The organism is Pseudomonas sp. GM24 (assembly GCF_000282235.1).
In the GTDB taxonomy this organism is placed as follows: domain Bacteria; phylum Pseudomonadota; class Gammaproteobacteria; order Pseudomonadales; family Pseudomonadaceae; genus Aquipseudomonas.
On sequence record NZ_AKJR01000063.1, the window covers coordinates 12276 to 30691 of the forward strand.

At 59.8% G+C, this 18416-nt stretch carries 16 protein-coding genes; 1 reads left to right on the forward strand and 15 read right to left on the reverse strand.

Annotation, left to right across the window (positions count from 1 at the left end; genetic code table 11):
* Nucleotides 1–101: 101 nt before the first annotated feature.
* The 4 genes from hldE to msbA all read right to left on the reverse strand — a co-directional run bounded on the left by hldE (nucleotide 102) and on the right by msbA (nucleotide 5709).
* Complete coding sequence (gene hldE / locus PMI23_RS10160) at nucleotides 102–1523, reverse strand: bifunctional D-glycero-beta-D-manno-heptose-7-phosphate kinase/D-glycero-beta-D-manno-heptose 1-phosphate adenylyltransferase HldE (protein WP_007915721.1); 1422 nt, start codon at nucleotides 1521–1523, stop codon at nucleotides 102–104.
* 64 nt (nucleotides 1524–1587) lie between these two features.
* Nucleotides 1588–2988, reverse strand: coding sequence for a PIG-L deacetylase family protein (locus PMI23_RS10165; protein WP_007915719.1), 1401 nt, complete (start codon nucleotides 2986–2988; stop codon nucleotides 1588–1590).
* Nucleotides 2989–2992: 4 nt separating this feature from the next.
* The gene (locus PMI23_RS10170; RefSeq protein ID WP_007915717.1) at nucleotides 2993–3889 is read right to left on the reverse strand and encodes a GNAT family N-acetyltransferase; all 897 of its coding nucleotides are present in this window, start codon (nucleotides 3887–3889) and stop codon (nucleotides 2993–2995) included.
* Nucleotides 3883–5709, reverse strand: coding sequence for a lipid A export permease/ATP-binding protein MsbA (msbA, locus tag PMI23_RS10175; protein ID WP_007915714.1), 1827 nt, complete (start codon nucleotides 5707–5709; stop codon nucleotides 3883–3885). Before msbA ends, PMI23_RS10170 begins: the two co-directional genes overlap by 7 nt.
* A 125-nt stretch (nucleotides 5710–5834) precedes the next feature.
* Between msbA and PMI23_RS10180 the strand changes: the two genes are divergently transcribed.
* Nucleotides 5835–6488: a hypothetical protein gene (locus PMI23_RS10180; protein ID WP_007915712.1), complete on the forward strand. Its 654-nt coding sequence runs from the start codon at nucleotides 5835–5837 to the stop codon at nucleotides 6486–6488.
* A 3-nt stretch (nucleotides 6489–6491) separates the two neighbouring features.
* Here the strand turns inward: PMI23_RS10180 and PMI23_RS10185 are convergent, their stop codons facing one another.
* From PMI23_RS10185 to waaF, 11 genes are all read right to left on the reverse strand, one after another.
* Entirely contained in the window at nucleotides 6492–7952 is a 1461-nt protein-coding gene (locus PMI23_RS10185; RefSeq protein WP_007915710.1) for a hypothetical protein, read from the reverse strand.
* 53 nt (nucleotides 7953–8005) lie between these two features.
* Nucleotides 8006–8914 (reverse strand): glycosyltransferase family 2 protein, encoded by a 909-nt coding sequence (locus tag PMI23_RS10190; protein WP_007915704.1) that lies wholly within the window; start codon nucleotides 8912–8914, stop codon nucleotides 8006–8008.
* Complete coding sequence (locus PMI23_RS10195) at nucleotides 8907–10661, reverse strand: carbamoyltransferase family protein (RefSeq protein ID WP_007915701.1); 1755 nt, start codon at nucleotides 10659–10661, stop codon at nucleotides 8907–8909. Before PMI23_RS10195 ends, PMI23_RS10190 begins: the two co-directional genes overlap by 8 nt.
* Nucleotides 10662–10832: 171 nt before the next feature.
* Complete coding sequence (locus PMI23_RS10200; protein ID WP_007915693.1) at nucleotides 10833–11168, reverse strand: YceK/YidQ family lipoprotein; 336 nt, start codon at nucleotides 11166–11168, stop codon at nucleotides 10833–10835.
* A 124-nt stretch (nucleotides 11169–11292) separates the two neighbouring features.
* Nucleotides 11293–12744, reverse strand: coding sequence for a lipopolysaccharide kinase InaA family protein (locus PMI23_RS10205; protein ID WP_007915692.1), 1452 nt, complete (start codon nucleotides 12742–12744; stop codon nucleotides 11293–11295).
* The gene (locus PMI23_RS10210) at nucleotides 12744–13496 is read right to left on the reverse strand and encodes a lipopolysaccharide kinase InaA family protein (RefSeq protein WP_007915690.1); all 753 of its coding nucleotides are present in this window, start codon (nucleotides 13494–13496) and stop codon (nucleotides 12744–12746) included. Before PMI23_RS10210 ends, PMI23_RS10205 begins: the two co-directional genes overlap by 1 nt.
* A complete protein-coding gene (locus PMI23_RS10215; protein ID WP_007915688.1) occupies nucleotides 13493–14227 on the reverse strand; it encodes a lipopolysaccharide kinase InaA family protein in 735 nt (244 codons plus the stop codon). Before PMI23_RS10215 ends, PMI23_RS10210 begins: the two co-directional genes overlap by 4 nt.
* The gene (rfaP, locus tag PMI23_RS10220) at nucleotides 14227–15033 is read right to left on the reverse strand and encodes a lipopolysaccharide core heptose(I) kinase RfaP (protein WP_007915687.1); all 807 of its coding nucleotides are present in this window, start codon (nucleotides 15031–15033) and stop codon (nucleotides 14227–14229) included. The genes PMI23_RS10215 and rfaP overlap by 1 nt, the downstream gene beginning before the upstream one ends.
* Nucleotides 15033–16154: a glycosyltransferase family 4 protein gene (locus tag PMI23_RS10225; protein ID WP_007915686.1), complete on the reverse strand. Its 1122-nt coding sequence runs from the start codon at nucleotides 16152–16154 to the stop codon at nucleotides 15033–15035. Before PMI23_RS10225 ends, rfaP begins: the two co-directional genes overlap by 1 nt.
* Entirely contained in the window at nucleotides 16154–17215 is a 1062-nt protein-coding gene (gene waaC, locus PMI23_RS10230; RefSeq protein ID WP_007915685.1) for a lipopolysaccharide heptosyltransferase I, read from the reverse strand. Before waaC ends, PMI23_RS10225 begins: the two co-directional genes overlap by 1 nt.
* A 1-nt stretch (nucleotide 17216) precedes the next feature.
* Nucleotides 17217–18251 carry a lipopolysaccharide heptosyltransferase II gene (waaF, locus tag PMI23_RS10235; RefSeq protein WP_042704930.1) on the reverse strand — a complete coding sequence of 345 codons (1035 nt, stop codon included), beginning with the start codon at nucleotides 18249–18251 and terminating at the stop codon, nucleotides 17217–17219.
* Nucleotides 18252–18416 lie beyond the last annotated feature (165 nt).

Below are 18416 nucleotides of genomic sequence, written 5' to 3' on the forward strand. Positions count from 1 at the left end.
CAAGCGCATCGGATTCAAAGCTGCCTACATCAACGGAAACGGTAAAATCCCCAAGGCAAAATCCGTTCACACGCAGTACACAACAGTAAAAATTCATCTGATCAACGACTGCGGATCTTCTCGACAATCGCAGTTGTCGAGCTGTTTTCCACAAGCCCCAAGACCTTCACGGTGCCGCCATAAGCGCTGACGATATCAGCGCCGACCACCTGATCGATGCCGTAATCGCCGCCCTTGACCAGCACGTCCGGTTTGACCTCGCGCAGCAGGTTTTCCGGGGTGCCTTCAGGGAAACTGATCACCCAGTCCACCGCGCCGAGGCCGGCGAGAACGGCCATGCGCCGGTCGACGCTGTTGATCGGACGGCCCGGGCCTTTGAGGCGGCTGACCGAAGCATCGTCGTTGACCGCGACAATCAGGCGATCGCCCTGTGCCCGCGCTTGTTCCAGATAGGTCACATGCCCGGCATGCAGGATGTCGAAGCAACCGTTGGTGAAGACGATCTTCTCGTTGTGCGCGCGGGCATCGGCCACGGCGAGCAGCAACTGCTCAAGACCCAGCACACCACGCTCGGAACCTTCTTCACGCTGGATGGCGCGACGCAGCTCCGGAGCACTGATGGCGGCCGTACCGAGCTTGCCAACCACGATGCCGGCGGCCAGATTGGCCAGCGCAACGGCGTGGGGCAGGTCTTCACCGGCGGCAATCGCTGCGGCCAGGGTCGAAATCACCGTATCACCGGCACCGGTGACATCGAACACTTCACGGGCACGGGCCGGCAAGTGCAGTGCCGGCTGGTCAGGACGCAGCAGGGTCATGCCGTGCTCGCCGCGCGTCACCAGCAGCGCACCAAGCTCCAGGTCGTGCATCAGGGCGGCGCCCTTGCTCACCAGTTCATGCTCATCGACACAACCGCCGACGATGGCTTCGAATTCGCTGAGGTTCGGGGTGATCAGGCTCGCGCCGCGATAAATCGAGAAATCCTTGCCCTTGGGGTCAGCCAGTACCGGAATGTTCTTCGCACGGGCGGCCTGGATCAACGCCTGATGGTTTTTCAGGGCGCCTTTGCCGTAGTCGGAAAGTACCAGGACCTTGATGCCTTCGAGCAGGTCGTCGACCTGCGAACCGAGGGCCAGGGCATCGGTGGCGAACGGCTCTTCAAAGTCGATACGCAGCAGTTGCTGGTGCCGGCTCATGACCCGCAGCTTGACGATGGTTGGCTGGTGCGCAATGCGCTGGAACAGGGCACGTACGCCCGCGCCTTTGAGACTGTTGCTCAGGCTGTCGGCGGCTTCGTCGTCACCGGTCACACCGACCAGAGACGCCGGTGCACCCAGCGCGGCAATGTTCAAGGCAACGTTCGCGGCACCGCCCGGACGATCTTCGATCTGCTCGACCTTAACGACCGGCACCGGCGCCTCAGGGGAAATCCGTGAGGTTCCGCCATGCCAGTAACGGTCGAGCATGACATCGCCGACTACCAAGACCGGGGCTTGATCGAAACGCGGCATGGACAACTTCATGGAGCAACCCACATACAAAATGAACAGGGGCGCGATATTAACACAGGGTAAAGCGCCGTCCGCCTCAATCTGAAAGGTCGCGCACCCAGAACAATTCGTGACGCCGGACCGCCTTGCGGAAAAACTCGTTACTGCCTGTTGCTGGCCAGCGACGACCCGCCAGGACTTGCTGGATCCAGCGGCGTAATTGCCGCTTGAACACTTGCCCGCCCTGCAGATCGTGCTCCATGGCCAGTGCCATGGCTTTGTCCAGTTGCACATCTGCTGACAACAGCGGACTCCACAGCCGGTCAGCCGGCAATGGCTCGATGGCCGGCGGCAGCGCAATACCGGCACCGGCTGGGCCCATCGGCCAGCGATCGTTGTCGTGCAGGTGATTGGCGTACATCAGCAGGGTTGTCGGTTTCCACTGACTCAGCTCGATAGCCTCAAGCAGCGCCTGGGTAGACGCCACATGATCGCTGTGAGGATCGAGCTCAGGATGCGGTGTGACAATCACTTCTGGACGATAGTGCTCAAGCAGGGCCTTCAGGTCGCCCAGCAGATTTTGCCAGGTCGGCTGCCCATCGATGTCGGCGGGCAGGCTCAACGGATTGTGCCGGCGCACGCTGCGCACATCGTTTTCCTGCGACTCACGGGAGCCGAACGCCTTCACAGGCGCTTCGGCCATCGACGGCAGTTGCAAGCAGTAATAACCCAATTGCACACAGCGATCGGCAGGCACGCCCCCCCAAAGCGGGATCACCAGACTGTCCCAACTGCGCAAACGGCCCTTCAAACGTGCCGCTGCGGCTTGATCAAGGCCAAGACGCTGGAAGTCTTCAGCCTCGATCTCGCCCTGGGTCAGGGTGACGATACTGACGTCTTCGCAACGGCTGTACAGGCCGAATGCGGCGAGTTCGGCATCATCGGCATGGGGAGCAATGACCATCACCCGCTGACGGGAATAATCAGGATTGGCCATGACCCACAACACACCGGTCGCGGCGGGTACGCAATATCGGCCACGCAGCGCCAGAGCACCTTGCGCCAGCGCATCGGCCTGACCGGACAGATTAAGGAAACGCCGCCCTTTGACGCCACGCTCGAAGTCTTGGCGATCATCGCCCACCTCGACGCAGGGATCGAGCCAACGCCCCAGCCAAGTGGATTTCACTTCCAGCTCGAGTACCAGCGTCTCGCCCTGCGCCAGCGGCTCGCTCAGCTGTACGACACCGCCCGCAAGGCTCACCGCCTGCCGCGCGGTTTGCGCCGGGAAGTTGTAGTAATAGTCGTCAGCAGGCCGATAGAACAGATGATCGGCGAACCAGGCCTCGTGTGCGACCCAGGCCAGCACCAGCACCAACGGCACCAGCCACCACGCAACCAACCATCCGATCAGCAACAACCCCACCAGAAAGGCGACCAGGAACAGACGCTTGTTGCGCCGATGGGCCTTGAGAAGCTGTTGCTTGCGAGTGCTCATGGATTCAGACCTTGAAGACCGGCACCTTATGGCACCAGCGATCCTTGTACTCCCGGTCGGCGCGACCGAATGAATAACGCAAAGGCTTGCCCAGCGCTTGCGCGTGCGCCCAGGCGTCTTGGGTGTTGACGAAACTCAGCACACTGCCGGGACTGAACTCGCGGCTCTGCGGGTCAACGCCACCATTGATGTACTCCAGCGACACCCATTGCGGGGCCTCGACGCGATACAGCACCTGAATGGCCACGGGCGCCGAATCGAGCATCACCACCGAACCGGTCATGAACTCGCGCAGCAACGTAAATACTTCAACCAGCCCGGCCTTGCCCGGCACCTCGAAACCCCAGCGACGCTGAAACAGATCGCCGTAAGCGGCAGCCTGTTCCTGCGGGGTGAAGTCGGACATCGGCACCAGCGATCCGCCCGCCTCTTCCAGCAGACGCTGTTCGCGACGCTGGTTGTAGCGGAATTTCTTCGAATACTCTTCCGGCAACCGGGCAAGGGCCAAACCCTCAGGCTGCGGCTTTAACGTACTGATCTGCTCGGCATTGAGTTGCGATACATACGCCACGCGCTGACGCACCGGCACGCTGACATCGGGGGCAATCGGCAGAATGATTTCCGCGTTGCCCATGTCCAGCAAGCCACGCTTGCCCTCGCGCTTGAGCACTTCCTTGGACAAGGCGACATGCCGGCCCCAGCAAGGGATGGCGGCAAGCACATCACCGCCAACGATCCAGCCCAGGTAACGCAGCTCGATGCCTAGGAATGTCGACAAGCGCTCGACGACTTCCGGATGCGTGGCAAAGCTGCCGCCAAATCGCTGCCAGGCCCGGGCGTAGCTGTCCCGGTCGATCTCGGTCCAGCCACGTTCGCGAAAGCTGCGAAACATCGTCAGCATACGTCGGTCGCGTGTGCCGGCTGAGGCTCGTCACCCTCTTCGAACTCTTTGGCATGCAGACGGGCGTAATAGCCGTTTTGCTCAAGCAATTGCGCGTGAGAGCCGCGCTCGACGATACGGCCTTCGTCCATGACCAGAATCAGGTCGGCCTTTTCAATAGTGCTCAAGCGGTGAGCGATCACCAGGGTCGTGCGGTTTTTCACCACATGATCCAGGGCAGCCTGAATATGCCGCTCCGACTCGGTATCCAGCGCAGAAGTGGCCTCATCGAGAATCAGCAACGGCGCATCCTTGAGCAGCGCCCGGGCAATGGCGATACGCTGACGCTGACCACCGGACAGCAGGACGCCGTTTTCGCCGACCATGGTTTCGTAGCCCTGCGGCATCTTGATGATGAACTCATCGGCATACGCCTCGGTGGCTGCGCGCTTGACCTCATCGAACGGCGCGCCGGCCAGGTCGCCGTAGGCGATGTTGTTGGTCACCGTATCGTTGAACAGCGTGACCTGCTGGGTCACCAGAGCAATCTGCCGACGCAGGCTGCGCAGGGTGAAATCCTGCACCTGCACACCATCGAGCAGAATCTGGCCCTGAGCATGATCATGCTGATAAAAGCGCGGAATGAGGCTGGCCAGGGTCGACTTGCCACTGCCCGAGCGGCCAACCAACGCGACCATTTGCCCCGGCTCGACAACAAAGCTGATGTCGTTGAGCACCGCTTTGTCGGTGTCGGGGTAGTGGAAGCTCAGATTGCGCACTTCCAGACGACCTTCGAGACGATCCTGCTCGACCGTGCCCCGATCCACTTCCGCCGGCTCATCCAGTTGCTCGAAAATACTTTCGGCACCGGCCACGCCCTTCTGGATGGTCGAGCTGACTTCCGACAACTGACGGATAGGCTTGGGCAACAGGCCTGCCATGGTGATGTACGCCACCAGATCGCCCGGCGAAGCGTCACCGCGCAGATACAGCACGAGGAACATGACCACGGCCATGGCACTGTACGTAACCAGTTGCAGCATCGGCGTGTAGACCGCACCGGTCTTGGTCATCGTCAACTGCTTGTCGGTGTTGCTCTGGCTGGCATCGCGAAAGCGATCCTTTTCGTACTGCTCGCCGCCGAAGCTGCGCACAACGCGGTAGCCATGAATGGTCTCGGAGGCGACGTGCGTGACGTTCCCCATCGAGACCTGAATCTTCTTGCTTTGCTTGCGGAATTTCTTGCTGGTGCTGTTCACCATCAAACCGATCAACGGCAGGATGGCGACCATCACCAAAGTGAGTTTCCAGTTCATCCACAACAGTGTGCAGAACAGGAAAATCACGGTCATGCCTTCACGGATGACGACTTTGATCGCATCCGTTGCAGCACCGGTGACCATCGTCACGTTGAAGGTGATCCGGGAAATCAGATGGCCGGAATTGTTCTTGTCGAAGAAGCGATTGGGCAACTCCAGCAATTTATTGAACAGCACCACCCGCAGGTCATGCACCAGCCCCAGCGAAACCCGCGCCAGGAAGAAGTTGCCCAGGTACGAGCCCACGCCCTGCCACAGCGCGATGAAGACAATCATCAGTGGCACGGTTTCGAGCAACTGCAGCTTGCCCAGATAAGGGTTGCCCGGGAACAGACTGGCTTCAGGATTGGCCAGACCGTCGACAAAGTATTTGAGGATATAAGCGAGCATCGGTTGAGTCGATGCGAAGATCAGAAACCCGACGATGCTGAGAAGGAAAAGGCCGGCATAAGGCCGCACGTAAGCCAAAAGGCGGAAATAGATCGCCAGCGTGGACTGGGCTTTCGGTTCAGGACTGCTCATGGTGATCCGCGCAATTCAGTGAGGCGCCGATGATATCACACGCGTTTTTACCCCGATAAACATGACTTCAAGCCAGCCTTCGACCAAGTCGGTTAAGATACCCCGCTAATGATGGGGAGCCCGATATGCAATCGATTGATCACAGCACTTACGAGGCACTGCGCAAAGGTGCACACGTACTGGAGGCCGACGGTTCCGGCGACAAGGTGCTCAGATTGGCCGATGGACGCATGCTCAAGCTGTTCCGCCGCAAGCGGCTGCTCAGTTCGGCGCTGTTCTACCCCTATGCACAACGCTTTGCCGACAACACCCGGGCACTCGAACAGCGTGGCATCCTCTGCCCGAAAGTCATCGCGGTCTATCGCATCCCGAGCATCGAGCGCGACGGCGTGTATTACAGCCCGCTGGAAGGCAATACAGTGCGTCAGTTACAAGGCACTGACGAAGAGGCTGACACACTGAGATTCCAGCTGGGCGGGTACTTCGCCCTGCTGCACGAAAAAGGTGTGTACTTTCGGTCGCTGCACTTCGGCAACGTCGTGCAAACCCCCGACAACCGTCTGGGACTGATCGATATCGCCGACCTGCGCTGCCAGAAGCGCGCACTCAGTGACAGTAAACGCCTGCGCAACTTCGCTCACTTGCTGCGCTACAAGGAAGACCGCCAATGGCTGCTGGGCCAGGACGCCGGCGAAACCTTTGTCGAAGGCTATCGCCAGGCGTTGCCGAGCCACCGACAAGCGCCGCTGATCTCACGCCTGCGTCCGCTGCTCGGTTAAGCCTTAGCGTCCGATGATCACCACGGTGGCACCTTTGCGATTGGCGAAATGCTCGATGATGCGCAGCTTGTGCGCCACCAGCCAATCCTTCAGCCAAGGCTCGTCACCTTTGGCCTCGATGAGGAAATATTGATAGTCGCCAGCGTGAGCTGCCGACATTGCTTCCTCTGCGGTCAGCACCGGCATCACGTAGCCGCGACCGGCGTAATAGCTGATCCGCCCATCCTCGAAATAGGTCTTCGCCCCTGGCTCGACGTGGGCAGACATCCAGCGCCCGGCCTCTACATAATGGGTTTTGCCGGCGCCGGTAGAGATGACATTCGAGAGCATCACCAACATCCCTAGAACCACCAGCCACTTGCCGCAACGCGGGAAGTCGCGAACGAACGCCGCCAGCCCCATCGCCAACACGGGCACAAACAACAGATTCAGAAAGCTCAGGTAGCGCGTATTCATGAACTGTTGTTTGATGAAAAACAGCACCAGCACCACCAGATAAAGCAGCGCCGCCCAGGCGAAGGGGCGATAGTCGCGCCAATAGATTCCCAGAACCCCCCAGTTGCGTCGCAGGACGAAGGGGACGGCGAAAGGCCCCATCAGCTTCACGAAACTGATGGTCATGGTCGCCAGGATGCCGAAGAAAATGATCCGGCCAGATTCATCCTGGGAGTACTTGTTGATGAGCGAATTGGCAAATTGATCGCACAGCATCCGGAAGGAAGCAAACACGCTGTGTGGCGCAATCATGTCCAGATACAGCATCACGCGCGCCGACAGGAGCACACCTGAGACCGAAACAGCCAGCAGCCCTAGAACCGGCAACAGCGAAAACTGAACGAACTGCATCCGCCGGTTCGACGACCACAGATTGGGCAACTGCCACAGCGCCAACGCCGGAACCAGCAGCAAAGCCTCCAGCCGAAACAAGGCTGCCGCGACGATAGCCACATGAATGAATGCCGCCCGCAGCCAGCCGCCACGGGCTTGCCAGCGCAGCGCGAGCCAGAGTGTCAGGGTGCAGAAGAACCAGAAACCGCATTCACGGATGATGTCGTTTCGAAAGGCATTCACCGCCGGCATTGCCAATACCACCAGACAAGCCCAACCGGCGAGATGTACCGACCGTTGACGTACGCAGTCCACCATCAGCGCGCTGGTGCCGGCAAAAAAGAGCGCGCACCAAAGATATGCACTCAGCTCCAGCGGCAAATGCAGGACGGTATGAGTAGCGGCCAGCAATAAGGAAAACCAGGGCCAGTCGAAAGCGGCCCAGGCCACATTAGGCCCGTGCTCGGTGACCTGTTGCGCGATATCAATGTACAGCGCGGCATCACGCCCCACTGTGGCGGTGCCCATGACCGCTATCAGCGATAACAGCGCACTGCCCAGAAACGCCAGCCAAACCGGATATTCGTCGATGATTCTGGAGACTTGAGCTCCCACCTTGCCGCCCTTACCTTTCACCCAGCCACCTCACCGACATCCATTACAGGGTCCGCATAGTCTCCGCGACCCGTTTACCGAAACAGCACCCGCAACGCCTTGCGCGTGTAGGACCAGCGCGAAAACGTCCGCCAGTCTGCACGCAAGGCCTTAAAGTAAAACGATTTGGCCAGTTTGTACTCGCCATGGGAATAACAGTCGCGAAACAACGACAGGCAACGCTGCGCCATAAACGCCTGGCGCAAATCAAACATTTCCTCGGGCATCCGCCGACTGGAAAAAACTTCGCTGACCACCTGCTCCGTTCCGGCAGCAAGGCTTTGGCGCAGATCATGGCGCATGCTGTCGGCGTGCTTGTAAATCAGCGCCAGGGGCTCGTCCAGAACGGTGCAGGGGTAGCGCGCCAGCACTTGGGCGAATACTGGCAAGTCCTCGACATTGCGCAAATTTTCCGGGTAATTACCCAAAACGAATACATCGCGGTGCATCGCACAGGCACCGTTGGAAATCGACACCGTCTTGTTCAGCAGGTAACCCTGCAGGCGCTGGCGGGGCGTCACAGGCAGCGGCTTGGCCGCCTGCAAGCTGCGTCGCCCGTCTGCAAACACCGACCAGTGCGCGCCGATCACCATCAGGCTGTTTGGATTACTTTCGAGGTGCTGCGAAAGTGCAGCCAAGGCACCGGGCGCCATTTCATCATCAGAGTCGAGAAACACCAGATACCGTCCGGTTGTCTCTTCCAGCCCTCGATTGCGCACCGACGACAATCCGCCGTTACTTTTGCGCAACGCACGAAAACGCCCGCCGTGCTTGAGCAGGAGTTTTTCGACTACCTCGGGCGTATCGTCCGTCGACCCGTCGTCGATGACCAGCAGATCCGCGGTCGCTTCATCCAACTGCGCCAACACCGATTCCACTGCACGTGGAAGCGTTCGCGCATAGTTGTAAACCGGAATGACGACGCTGATCAGTGTTTCAGTCAAGTTCGTATCCTTTTACACCCGCTTTTACGACCAGAATATCTTCCATGATCAGGTATTCCAGGTCAGAACCGAAAAACATGTTCAGCGCGTCGGTCGGCGAGCAGATCATCGGTTCGCCACGACGATTGAGCGAGGTGTTCAGCGATACGCCGTTACCGGTCAGGTTTTCCAGCGCCTTCATCATGTCGTAGTAGCGCGGGTTGTATTCACGCTTGAGCACCTGGGCACGGGAGGTGCCGTCTTCATGGACGACTTCCGGCACGCGGGTCTTCCACTCTTCCGCCACTTCGAAAGTGAAGGTCATAAACGGTGCCGGGTGATCGATCTTGATCATTTGCGGCGCAACGGTGTCGAGCATCGACGGGCAGAAAGGCCTCCAGCGCTCGCGGAACTTGATCTGGTGGTTGATGCGATCAGCCACGCCAGCCACGCTCGGGCAACCAATGATCGAGCGCCCGCCCAATGCACGCGGACCGAACTCCATGCGCCCCTGGAACCAGGCGACCGGATTACCATCGACCATGATTTTGGCAATCTGTTCCGGCATGTTGTCGAGCTTGCGCCAGGTCGGCTTGCTCTCATGACGGGCGCAGGCGGCGATCACGTCCTCGTTGCTGTACGACGGGCCGAGATAGACGTGCTCCATCTTCTCGACCGGCACGCCTCGGGCGTGGGACACGTAGGCAGCCGCACCAACCGCAGTGCCGGCATCGCCGGACGCAGGTTGCACGAACAGTTCCTTGATGTCGTCGCGGGCAATGATTTTCTGGTTCAGTTTGACGTTCAACGCACAACCACCGGCGAAGGCCAGTTTGCCGGTTTCCTTGAGTACGTCGCCCAGATAGTAGTCGATCATCTGCAACGCCAGTTTCTCGAACAGCGCTTGCATGCTCGCCGCGTAGTGGATGTACGGCTCGTCAGCGATGTCGCCTTCGCGCTTCGGACCCAGCCACTCGATCAGTTTCGGCGAGAAGTAGAAGCCTTTGCCCTTCTCTTTGTAGCGACGCAGGCCGATGACGTTGGCGTAGTCGGTGTTGATCACCAACTCACCGTTTTCGAACGAGGCCAGACGCGAGAAATCGTACTTGCTGGCATCGCCATACGGCGCCATGCCCATGACCTTGAACTCACCGTCGAGCATCTCGAAACCGAGGAACTCGGTGATCGCACCGTACAAGCCACCGAGGGAGTCAGGATCGAAGAATTCCTTGATCTTGTGGATCTTGCCGTTTTCGCCATAGCCGAAGAAGGTCGTGGCGTACTCACCCTTGCCGTCGATACCGAGGATCGCGGTTTTTTCTTTGAAACCGGAGCAATGGTAGGCACTGGAGGCGTGAGCCAAGTGGTGTTCGACCGGCTCGATCTTGATCTTTTTCGGATCGAAACCCAGTTGCTCCAGGCACCAGACAATCTTGTTGCGGTAGCGCTTGTAGCGACGGTTGCCCATCAGGATCGCATCAAGGGCGCGATCCGGTGCATACCAGTAACGCTTGGCGTAGTGCCAGCGCGCTTTGCCGAACAGGCTGATCGGGGCAAATGGAATCGCGACCACGTCAACATCGGACGGCTTGATGCCGGCCTGTTCGAGACAGAACTTCGCCGATTCGTAGGGCATGCGGTTCTTTGCATGTTTATCGCGTACGAAGCGCTCTTCTTCAGCCGCCGCCACCAGCTTGCCGTCGATGTACAAGGCCGCTGAAGGATCATGGCTAAGGGCGCCGGACAGGCCAAGAATCGTCAATGCCACAGGGGTCTAGCCTCTTTAGTCTGCGTGCAGGCGCAATGCGCCTTGAAAATTGATGTGCCCTCGCACAGGGCGAGTGACAGCTAAAGGGCGGGATTATAGCGTAAACGAGTGGGGAATTACCCTGCGCGATTGCCCCAGGGCGAATGGTTTGAAGAAACCTCGCCCCGCTACTCAATAACCGCCCTTGCGCCAGTAAATAGCAAGGTTGCCGTCGGTGACCTGACGATAAACCGTATAGGGCAACGCTACTGTATCGAATACACCGGACAATGGCAGATCCAGAAGCACGAATGGCAAAAGAACCCCACTCGGATCGGGAGGCGCGTTCAACACGCAGAAGTCGAAGGCCAGACCGCTGTAAATCCGCGGAATGGATTGGCAGTAGGTTTTTTGCTTGCGCATGTCGCGGGCGACGTCGGCATCGTCCTGCAATACGGTCATGGTGCTGCCACAGCCAGCCAGAACCCATGAAAATACACCCAGCGTTGCAGCCTGTTTGATGGTCAAGATTCGCCCTCCAAGGTCGTTGGGCAAATTAGCATCGGGACTGCACAGGACACAGTTCATGGATTCTGGAGATACTGTAGGACAAGTCGCTGAATCCTGTCCTCTACTGCTGTACTGGTTTGACTCAGACCGTGTTGGCGATTTTTTTCGGTAAACGCTGATCTATGACCTGATACAACGCACTGCTCTCGGGCCAATTACGCATGAATCGCGCACGGTCACGTATATAAGCCGGGGCGAAACTGCCGGCGGATCCGTGCTGGCACATCGAATCCAGATCGATCAGCGCCCAGCGATCGTGCTGCCAGAACAGATTGTGCCCTTTGAAATCGCCATGGCTGATGCGCTCGTCAATCAGTCGAGCGAACAACAGGTCAAGTGCCAGCAGCTCCGACTCAGGCGCTTCGCCACTTTCAACATAGGGCGCAAAGCGTTCGATGATGTCCGGCCCGGGCAGAAACTCTGTCACCAGATACGCACGACTGCGCAGCCACAAAAAGCGCTTCTCCAGTACCGCCAGCGGCTTTGGCGTCGCGATACCGAGGAACGCCAGGCGATTACCTTCGCGCCACGAATGCCAGGCCCGACTCGGCCGCCAGAAACGCTTGAGCCAATGCGCAAAGCCCTTGATGTTGTAGCGCTTGATCACCAGCGTGCGCGCGCCCGCCTGAACCTTGCCGACGCTCGCCGCACCACCGGTCTTGTACAGATGCCCCTGATCCAGCAGCGCATCGGCCTGATCCAGCACTGGAACCATGGCCGACTCTTCTTCGCGGCGGATCGCGCGCAGACCGAACGCTCCACGCCGCACACTGAACAGCGTGCACTCGCGACCGACCTTGATCAGAAAGTCTTTCAAACGCCAGCGACGCACTTTGTCGATCTGCTTCTGCAAGGCTTCCAGCGGCAATGCGTGCTCGCTGTTGCTCAACAGGTAATACACCAGCAGCTCTTCGGTGAACGGCTCCAGCGCCTTGGGCAACTGAGCGAAAAATACGCCGAGGTTCTCCAGGACTTTTTGTCGCGACAACGGCTGACCGGCGGTTTCTGCGCAAATGCCCGCACCGTCGATCAAGTACAATTGACCGCCGTGACGCAGCAGATTGTCCAGGTGCAGGTCCTCCTGCCAGAGACCTTTGCCGTGCAATTGGGCAATGGCGCCCAGCGCCTCGGCCAATACCGCCGACTGTTCATCAGCGAGCAACGGCAGCGACTCGACCTTGGTCCAGGCATCGCCAAGGCTTTCGGCGCCCTCAAGGAAATCGAACAGCAGCCAGCCACCTTCGTCACTTTTCAAACCATCGGCCAGCAGCAAGGGTGTCGTCATGCCTTGCGCGGCTAACAAGCGCACCCCTTCCAGTTCACGCTGAAAATGCCGGGCGGCTTTGCCACCGACCAGCAATTTGGCCAGCACCGGACGGCCACGCCAGACACCGGCGCCGACGTAGCGTTGCCCTGGCAGCACCCGCAGCAAACTCAGCAGTTGCAGATCCGCACTCCCGGCCGCATCGGCCAGGGTCACGGTCAGCGGCAGTGACGGGGTTCGCCCGACAGCGGCCAGCTCGGACAATTGCATCAGCGCGTCTCCTTGTGACTGCGGCGCGCGGTCAGCCGGACGAGCCAGCTGTCGAGCAGCGAGCTGTCAGTGGGCTGATCGAGATAAGCCGCCAGCAGTTCACGCAGTTGTGCCTCGTTCCATTCCGGCGCGCGGCGTTGCAACGGCTCCAGGTCCTTGATCCGGTCACGCACGCCGAACAACAAGGGACGGGTTTTTTCCAGGTCGATCAATTGCGCCTGATACCCGTCACCGGTGGCGCGCAGAAAAATATGCTTGGGATAAAAGCAGCCGTGCACCTGACGCACACCGTGCAGATGTCGCGCCAGCAATCCGCAGGCCTTGAGAATGGCCGACTGCTGCGCGGCACTGAGCTGCGCCCAACGCTGCAACAGCGACTCCAGATCATTCCAGCCATCGAGTGCCCGGGTCAGCAGGATCGCGCGAACCTCGCCGTCGACCTTGCGCTCACCGAAAAACGCCGCTTGCAGCGCCGGAATACCGAGCTTGCGATAGCGGCTGATATTGCGAAACTCGCGGGCAAAACTGGGCTCACCGAAAGGCGCGTGCAAGGTGCGCGTCAGATAATTGCTCTGGCGCTTGAGATAATAACCCTGCCCTTCCACGTCCAGGCGGAAGACGCTGCTCCAGCCGCCACGGGCGGTATTGGGTTCGTCCACAGCTTCAAGCTGTTTGGCCCACAGTGCGTCAAAAGTGCCGAGACCATGGCGTTCGAGCAGTGCACGGTCTTCAGCGGCAAGAAAATCAGTCATTCGCGTCCCTCGAAAAATCTCACCACGTGCCGAATCCGTTTCTTGTCGGCGCTATCAAGCCGATCGCACTGGCGGTATTGCTTATAGAAGCGCAGGCGTTGGGTATTGGACAGGTGGTATTTGGCGAGTTTATCGAGACAGGCCAGATCCTTGGTGATCCGATACTTGAGCCAGAAGCCGCGCCAGAACTCGCCGTTAGGGCAATCGATCAGAAATATGCGGGCCTGCTCATCGATCAACAGGTTGCGCCATTTCAAATCGTTATGGGTAAATCGGTGATCATGCATCGTCCGGGTATAGCCGGCCAGTTGCCGACTGACGCCATCGACCCAGGCGCGATCCTTGAGTTTCGGATCCTTGCGCTCGGCGAGCGCCGAAAGGTCTTCGGTGTTGGGCAATTCGCGCGTGATCATGGCGCCGCGATCATACGCCGCGCCACGTCGTTCCAGGCCCCAGGCCACGACCTCTGCAGTGGGAATGCCCCACTTGGCGAAGCGTTTGAGGTTCTGCCATTCCATCTTCACTCGCGGCTTGCCGAGGTAGCGGCGCAAGCCTTTACCGGCGCCGACGTAGCGTTTGACGTAATAGTTGACGCCGTTGCGCTGCACGCGGATCACCTCCGACAGCGGGTCGCGGGTCAGGCGCTCGCCCTGCAACGCAAAGACGGCTTCGAGGCTGCCAAAATCATCGGCGAGCTCGCTGTATTGCGACTCGAGAGTCCAACCCGCCATCAGAGCGCATCCCCGTAACGCTGCTTACGTGCATAGAGCTTGTTGGCTTTGCCTTCGAGCCAGTTCAGCAGCGGCGCTTCTTGCACCAGGATCTGGCGCAGCGGTTGCTGGAAATAGCCCTTGAGGAAGCGCAGCTTGTCGCGGCGGGTCAGGCCGATGTCCAGCGCGGAAAAGTACAGCGCGGCCAGATCCTTGTTGCGCCAGCGCTGGGTGATTTTCGCGCGGGTCTGGGCACGGTGCAGGTCGATCACCGACAGTTTGAAGTCGTCCGGCGTCACCGGTTTATCGGTGTGCAACAGGAAGTGGCAGATGTAGCAGTCGCGATGGTTGACGCCGGCGCGGTGCATCATGCCGGTCATGCGCGCGACTTCGGCGATCAGCGCGCGCTTGAGCGTTGGCTCCGGCGGCTGCTTGATCCAGTCGATGCTGAAGTCTTCCAGGCTGACGGTCGGCGCCAGTTCTTCGGTGACGATAAACGAGTGCTGATCCGCCGGGTTGCTGCCCTTCTCGCCGTACGCGACGGCGGTCATGGTCGGCACGCCGACTTCCTGCAGACGCTGGATGGCCTTCCATTCCTGACCCGCGCCGAGTACCGGCAGCTTGGCGGTCAGCAGGTTTTTGAAGATTTCCCCCCAGCCGATGCCACGGTGGATCTTGACGAAAAATCCGTTACCGTCGACTTCCGTGCGCAGTGTCCGGCGTGCTTCCAGCTCGCGGTATACCTCGCCCTGCAAGCCTTCGACTTCGGCGAACGGGTCGCGTCCGGCCCAAAGGCTTTTGAACGGTTCAGCCAGCATCAACTTCATTAAGCGTGCTCCGCCAGAATCACATCGGCCGCGTGCTGCGGCATGCTGTAGAGGTCGGCCGTCTCGGCATAAGCCAGACCATTGCGGCTCCAGGCCGCCCGTGCAGCGTCATCTTTCAACATGTCAGTCAGGTATTGCGTCAGCTGCGCCTGATCGAACGGCTCGTCCAGCACTCGCCCGGCATCGGCCTCGGCAATGTAATGGGCGTAACCGCAGACCGCGCTGACCAGCACCGGCAAACCGGCGACCAGCGCTTCCAGCAACACGGTACCGGTGTTTTCGTTGTACGCCGGGTGGATCAACAGATCGGCGCCAAGCAGGAAACGCGGGATATCGCTGCGCCCTTTAAGGAACGTCACGTTATCGCCCAGACCCAAAGTTGCACTCTGCATCTGGAACAATTTGGGGTCATCCTGGCCGATTACAAACAGCCGGGTGCGTTTCTTCAGTTCGGCAGGCAATGCAGCCAGTGCTTTCAGGCTGCGATCGACACCTTTGGTCTTGAACCCGGAGCCGATCTGCACCAGCAGCAGTTCGTCGTCCCTGAGATTGAATTCAGCGCGGAACCCGGCGCGAATCTCATCGGCATCCGCCGGGCGGCGACGATCCTGGGCAATGCCCGGCGGCAACAGGTGGAAACGCTCAAGCGGCGTGTCGTAATGCTTGATGAACAGCGGTTGCTGCACTTCGGAAATCATCAGCACTTCGGTCTTTGCGTCTTTGGCGAATACCGCGCGCTCGTATTCGGCAAAGTGGCGATAACGGCCCCAGCGGCGATACAGCGAATGGCGCAGGTTCTGCGCCTTGTCTTCGAAGCAGCCATCGGCGGCGTAATAGACGTCCAGACCCGGCATCTTGTTGAAACCGATCAGACGATCGACCGGGCGCTTGGCCAGATCCGCCTCCATCCATGCGCTGAGCTTTTCGTTGCGACGGTGATTGAAGAACGCCTTGACCGGCGCCACCAGCACTTCGAAACCGGGCGGCACGTCGCCTTCCCAGATCAGCGTGTAGACGCGGATCTTATGACCGCGCTTCTGGCATTCGAGGGCGATGCGCATGAAGTCGCGCTGCAAGCCACCGAACGGGAAATATTTGTACAGGACGAATGCCAATTGCATCAGCGCAGCTCCTCAGCCATTAACAACGTGCTCAGTCGGCTGGCGACACGCTCGGGGTTCAAACGCGTGAAGCACAGCGGCTGTTCACGCTTCAGGTCAAACTGACGGGCATCCTGCGCGGTCGGTTGATAGGTACATTTCTTTTGCAGGCACGGCGCGCACGGGAAGTCGCTGGCCAGGTGAATCTGCAATTTGCCGTAAGCGCCGGTCAGGCCCGGATTGGTCGGGCCGAACAGCGAAATGGTCGGCACATCCAGCGCCGCGGCCAAGTGGCCAAGACCGGTGTCCACCGCCACGCAAGCCTGCGCGCCGGCAAGGACTTTGCCGACGCCGGCCAGATTGAGTTTCGGCAGCACTTCAGCGTGTTTGAAACCGGCAGCGATGCGTTCGGCGCGAGCCTTTTCCTGCGGGCTACCCCACGGCAGTTTGACGCCGACGCCGAGGTAACCGACGCGCTCAGTCAGTTCACGCCAATAACTTTCCGGCCAGTGCTTGGTGTCCCAAGTGGTGCCATGCAGGAACACCACGAAGGCGTTTTTTCGCGGCAACTCGACCAGACGTTCGACGTTGAGGCCGTAGTCGCCGAGGCCTTTTGGCAGGTCGTAACCGAGGGCGATGGCGAACAACTGCCGCACCCGCTCGACGGCGTGCTGACCACGGGCGACGGCCAATTTGCGATCATAGAAACGCGAGGCCATCGGTTCACGGGCCGAACCTTTATCGAGTCCGGCTACCGGGGCTTTGACGTAACGGGTCAGCCAGGCGCTTTTCAGCAGGCCTTGGGCGTCGATGACCAAATCGTATTTATTGGCGCGCACGCTTTGCTTGAAGCGTTTCCACTCGCCGCTGGTAATGGTTTTCCAGATGTTTTTGCGCCAGCGGCGGATCGCCACCGGAATCACTTTGTCGACGGCCGGGTGCCAGGTGGGAATCTCGGCGAAGCCTTCTTCAACGACCCAATCGAATTTGATCCCGGGGATCGCCCTGGCGGCGTCAGTCAGCGCCGGCAACGCATGAATCACGTCGCCCAGCGATGAAGTCTTGATCAGCAGTACCCGCAACTTAATGAACCTCGACCACTGAGCCCTGCAATTTCTGCAAGGCATCGTTGACCGCGTCCGGCATCAGCTGGCGCAGGCAGTTGTAATGACCGAAGCGGCAGGTGCGGTCGAAGCACGGGCTGCAATCGAGGCCCAGACGCACCACTTCGACGTGTTCGGCCAGCGGCGGGGTAAAGCCCGGCGAAGTCGAGCCGTAGACCGCCACCAATGGGCGGTTCAGCGCAGCGGCAACGTGCATCAGGCCGGAATCGTTGGAGACCACCGCATCGGCGCAGGACAGCAGGTCGATGGCTTCGGCGAGCGAGGTTCCGCCACTGAGGTTGACTGATTCTTCACGCAGGCCCGGGATCAAGCGTGCGCGGATATCTTCACCGACGGCGTGATCGTTTTTCGAACCGAACAGCCACACCTGCCAGCCTTCGCGAATGCGCGCTTCGGCGACTTTGGCGTAATGCTCGGACGGCCAGCGCTTGGACTCGCCGAACTCGGCACCGGGGCACAGCGCCAACACCGGGCGATCAAGGGTCAGGCCAAACTTGGCCAGCGCCGCTTCACGGGTCACCGGATCGATTTGCAGACTTGGGCGCGGATACGGCTTCGGCAGCTCGGCGTTCGGCTCATAGGCCAACGCCATGAACCGCTCGATCATCAACGGATAGCGTGCTTTATCGAGGGTGCGTACGTCGTTGAGCAGGCCGTAACGGAACTCGCCGCGCCAGCCCGTGCGTTTCGGGATGCCGGCGAAAAACGGCACCAGCGCCGATTTCAGCGAGTTGGGCAGCAGGATCGCCTGATCGTACTGGCCACGCAGGGACTTGCCGATGCGCCGACGCGTCGCCAATTCCAGCGCGCCGTGGCCGAGCGGGAAGCTCAAGGCCTTGCGCACTTCAGGCATGCGCTCAAGGATCGGCCGGCTCCACTCGGGGGCCAGCACGTCGATTTCGCATTGCGGGTGGCGCTGCTTGAGACACTGAAACAGTGTCTGCGCCATCACCATGTCACCGACCCAACTGGGCCCAACGATCAGAATATTCATGTGGTTTCCATAAACGAACCGGGGAGGCATTTACGCCTCCCCGCCTCGAGAATCACTGAGGGAGCGGCACTGCTTGCGATGGGTCATTACCTTCAACATGACTGTCGACTGTCACTCCGCTATCGCGAGCAGGCTCGCTCCCACATGGTTTTGCCTCTGTTCACA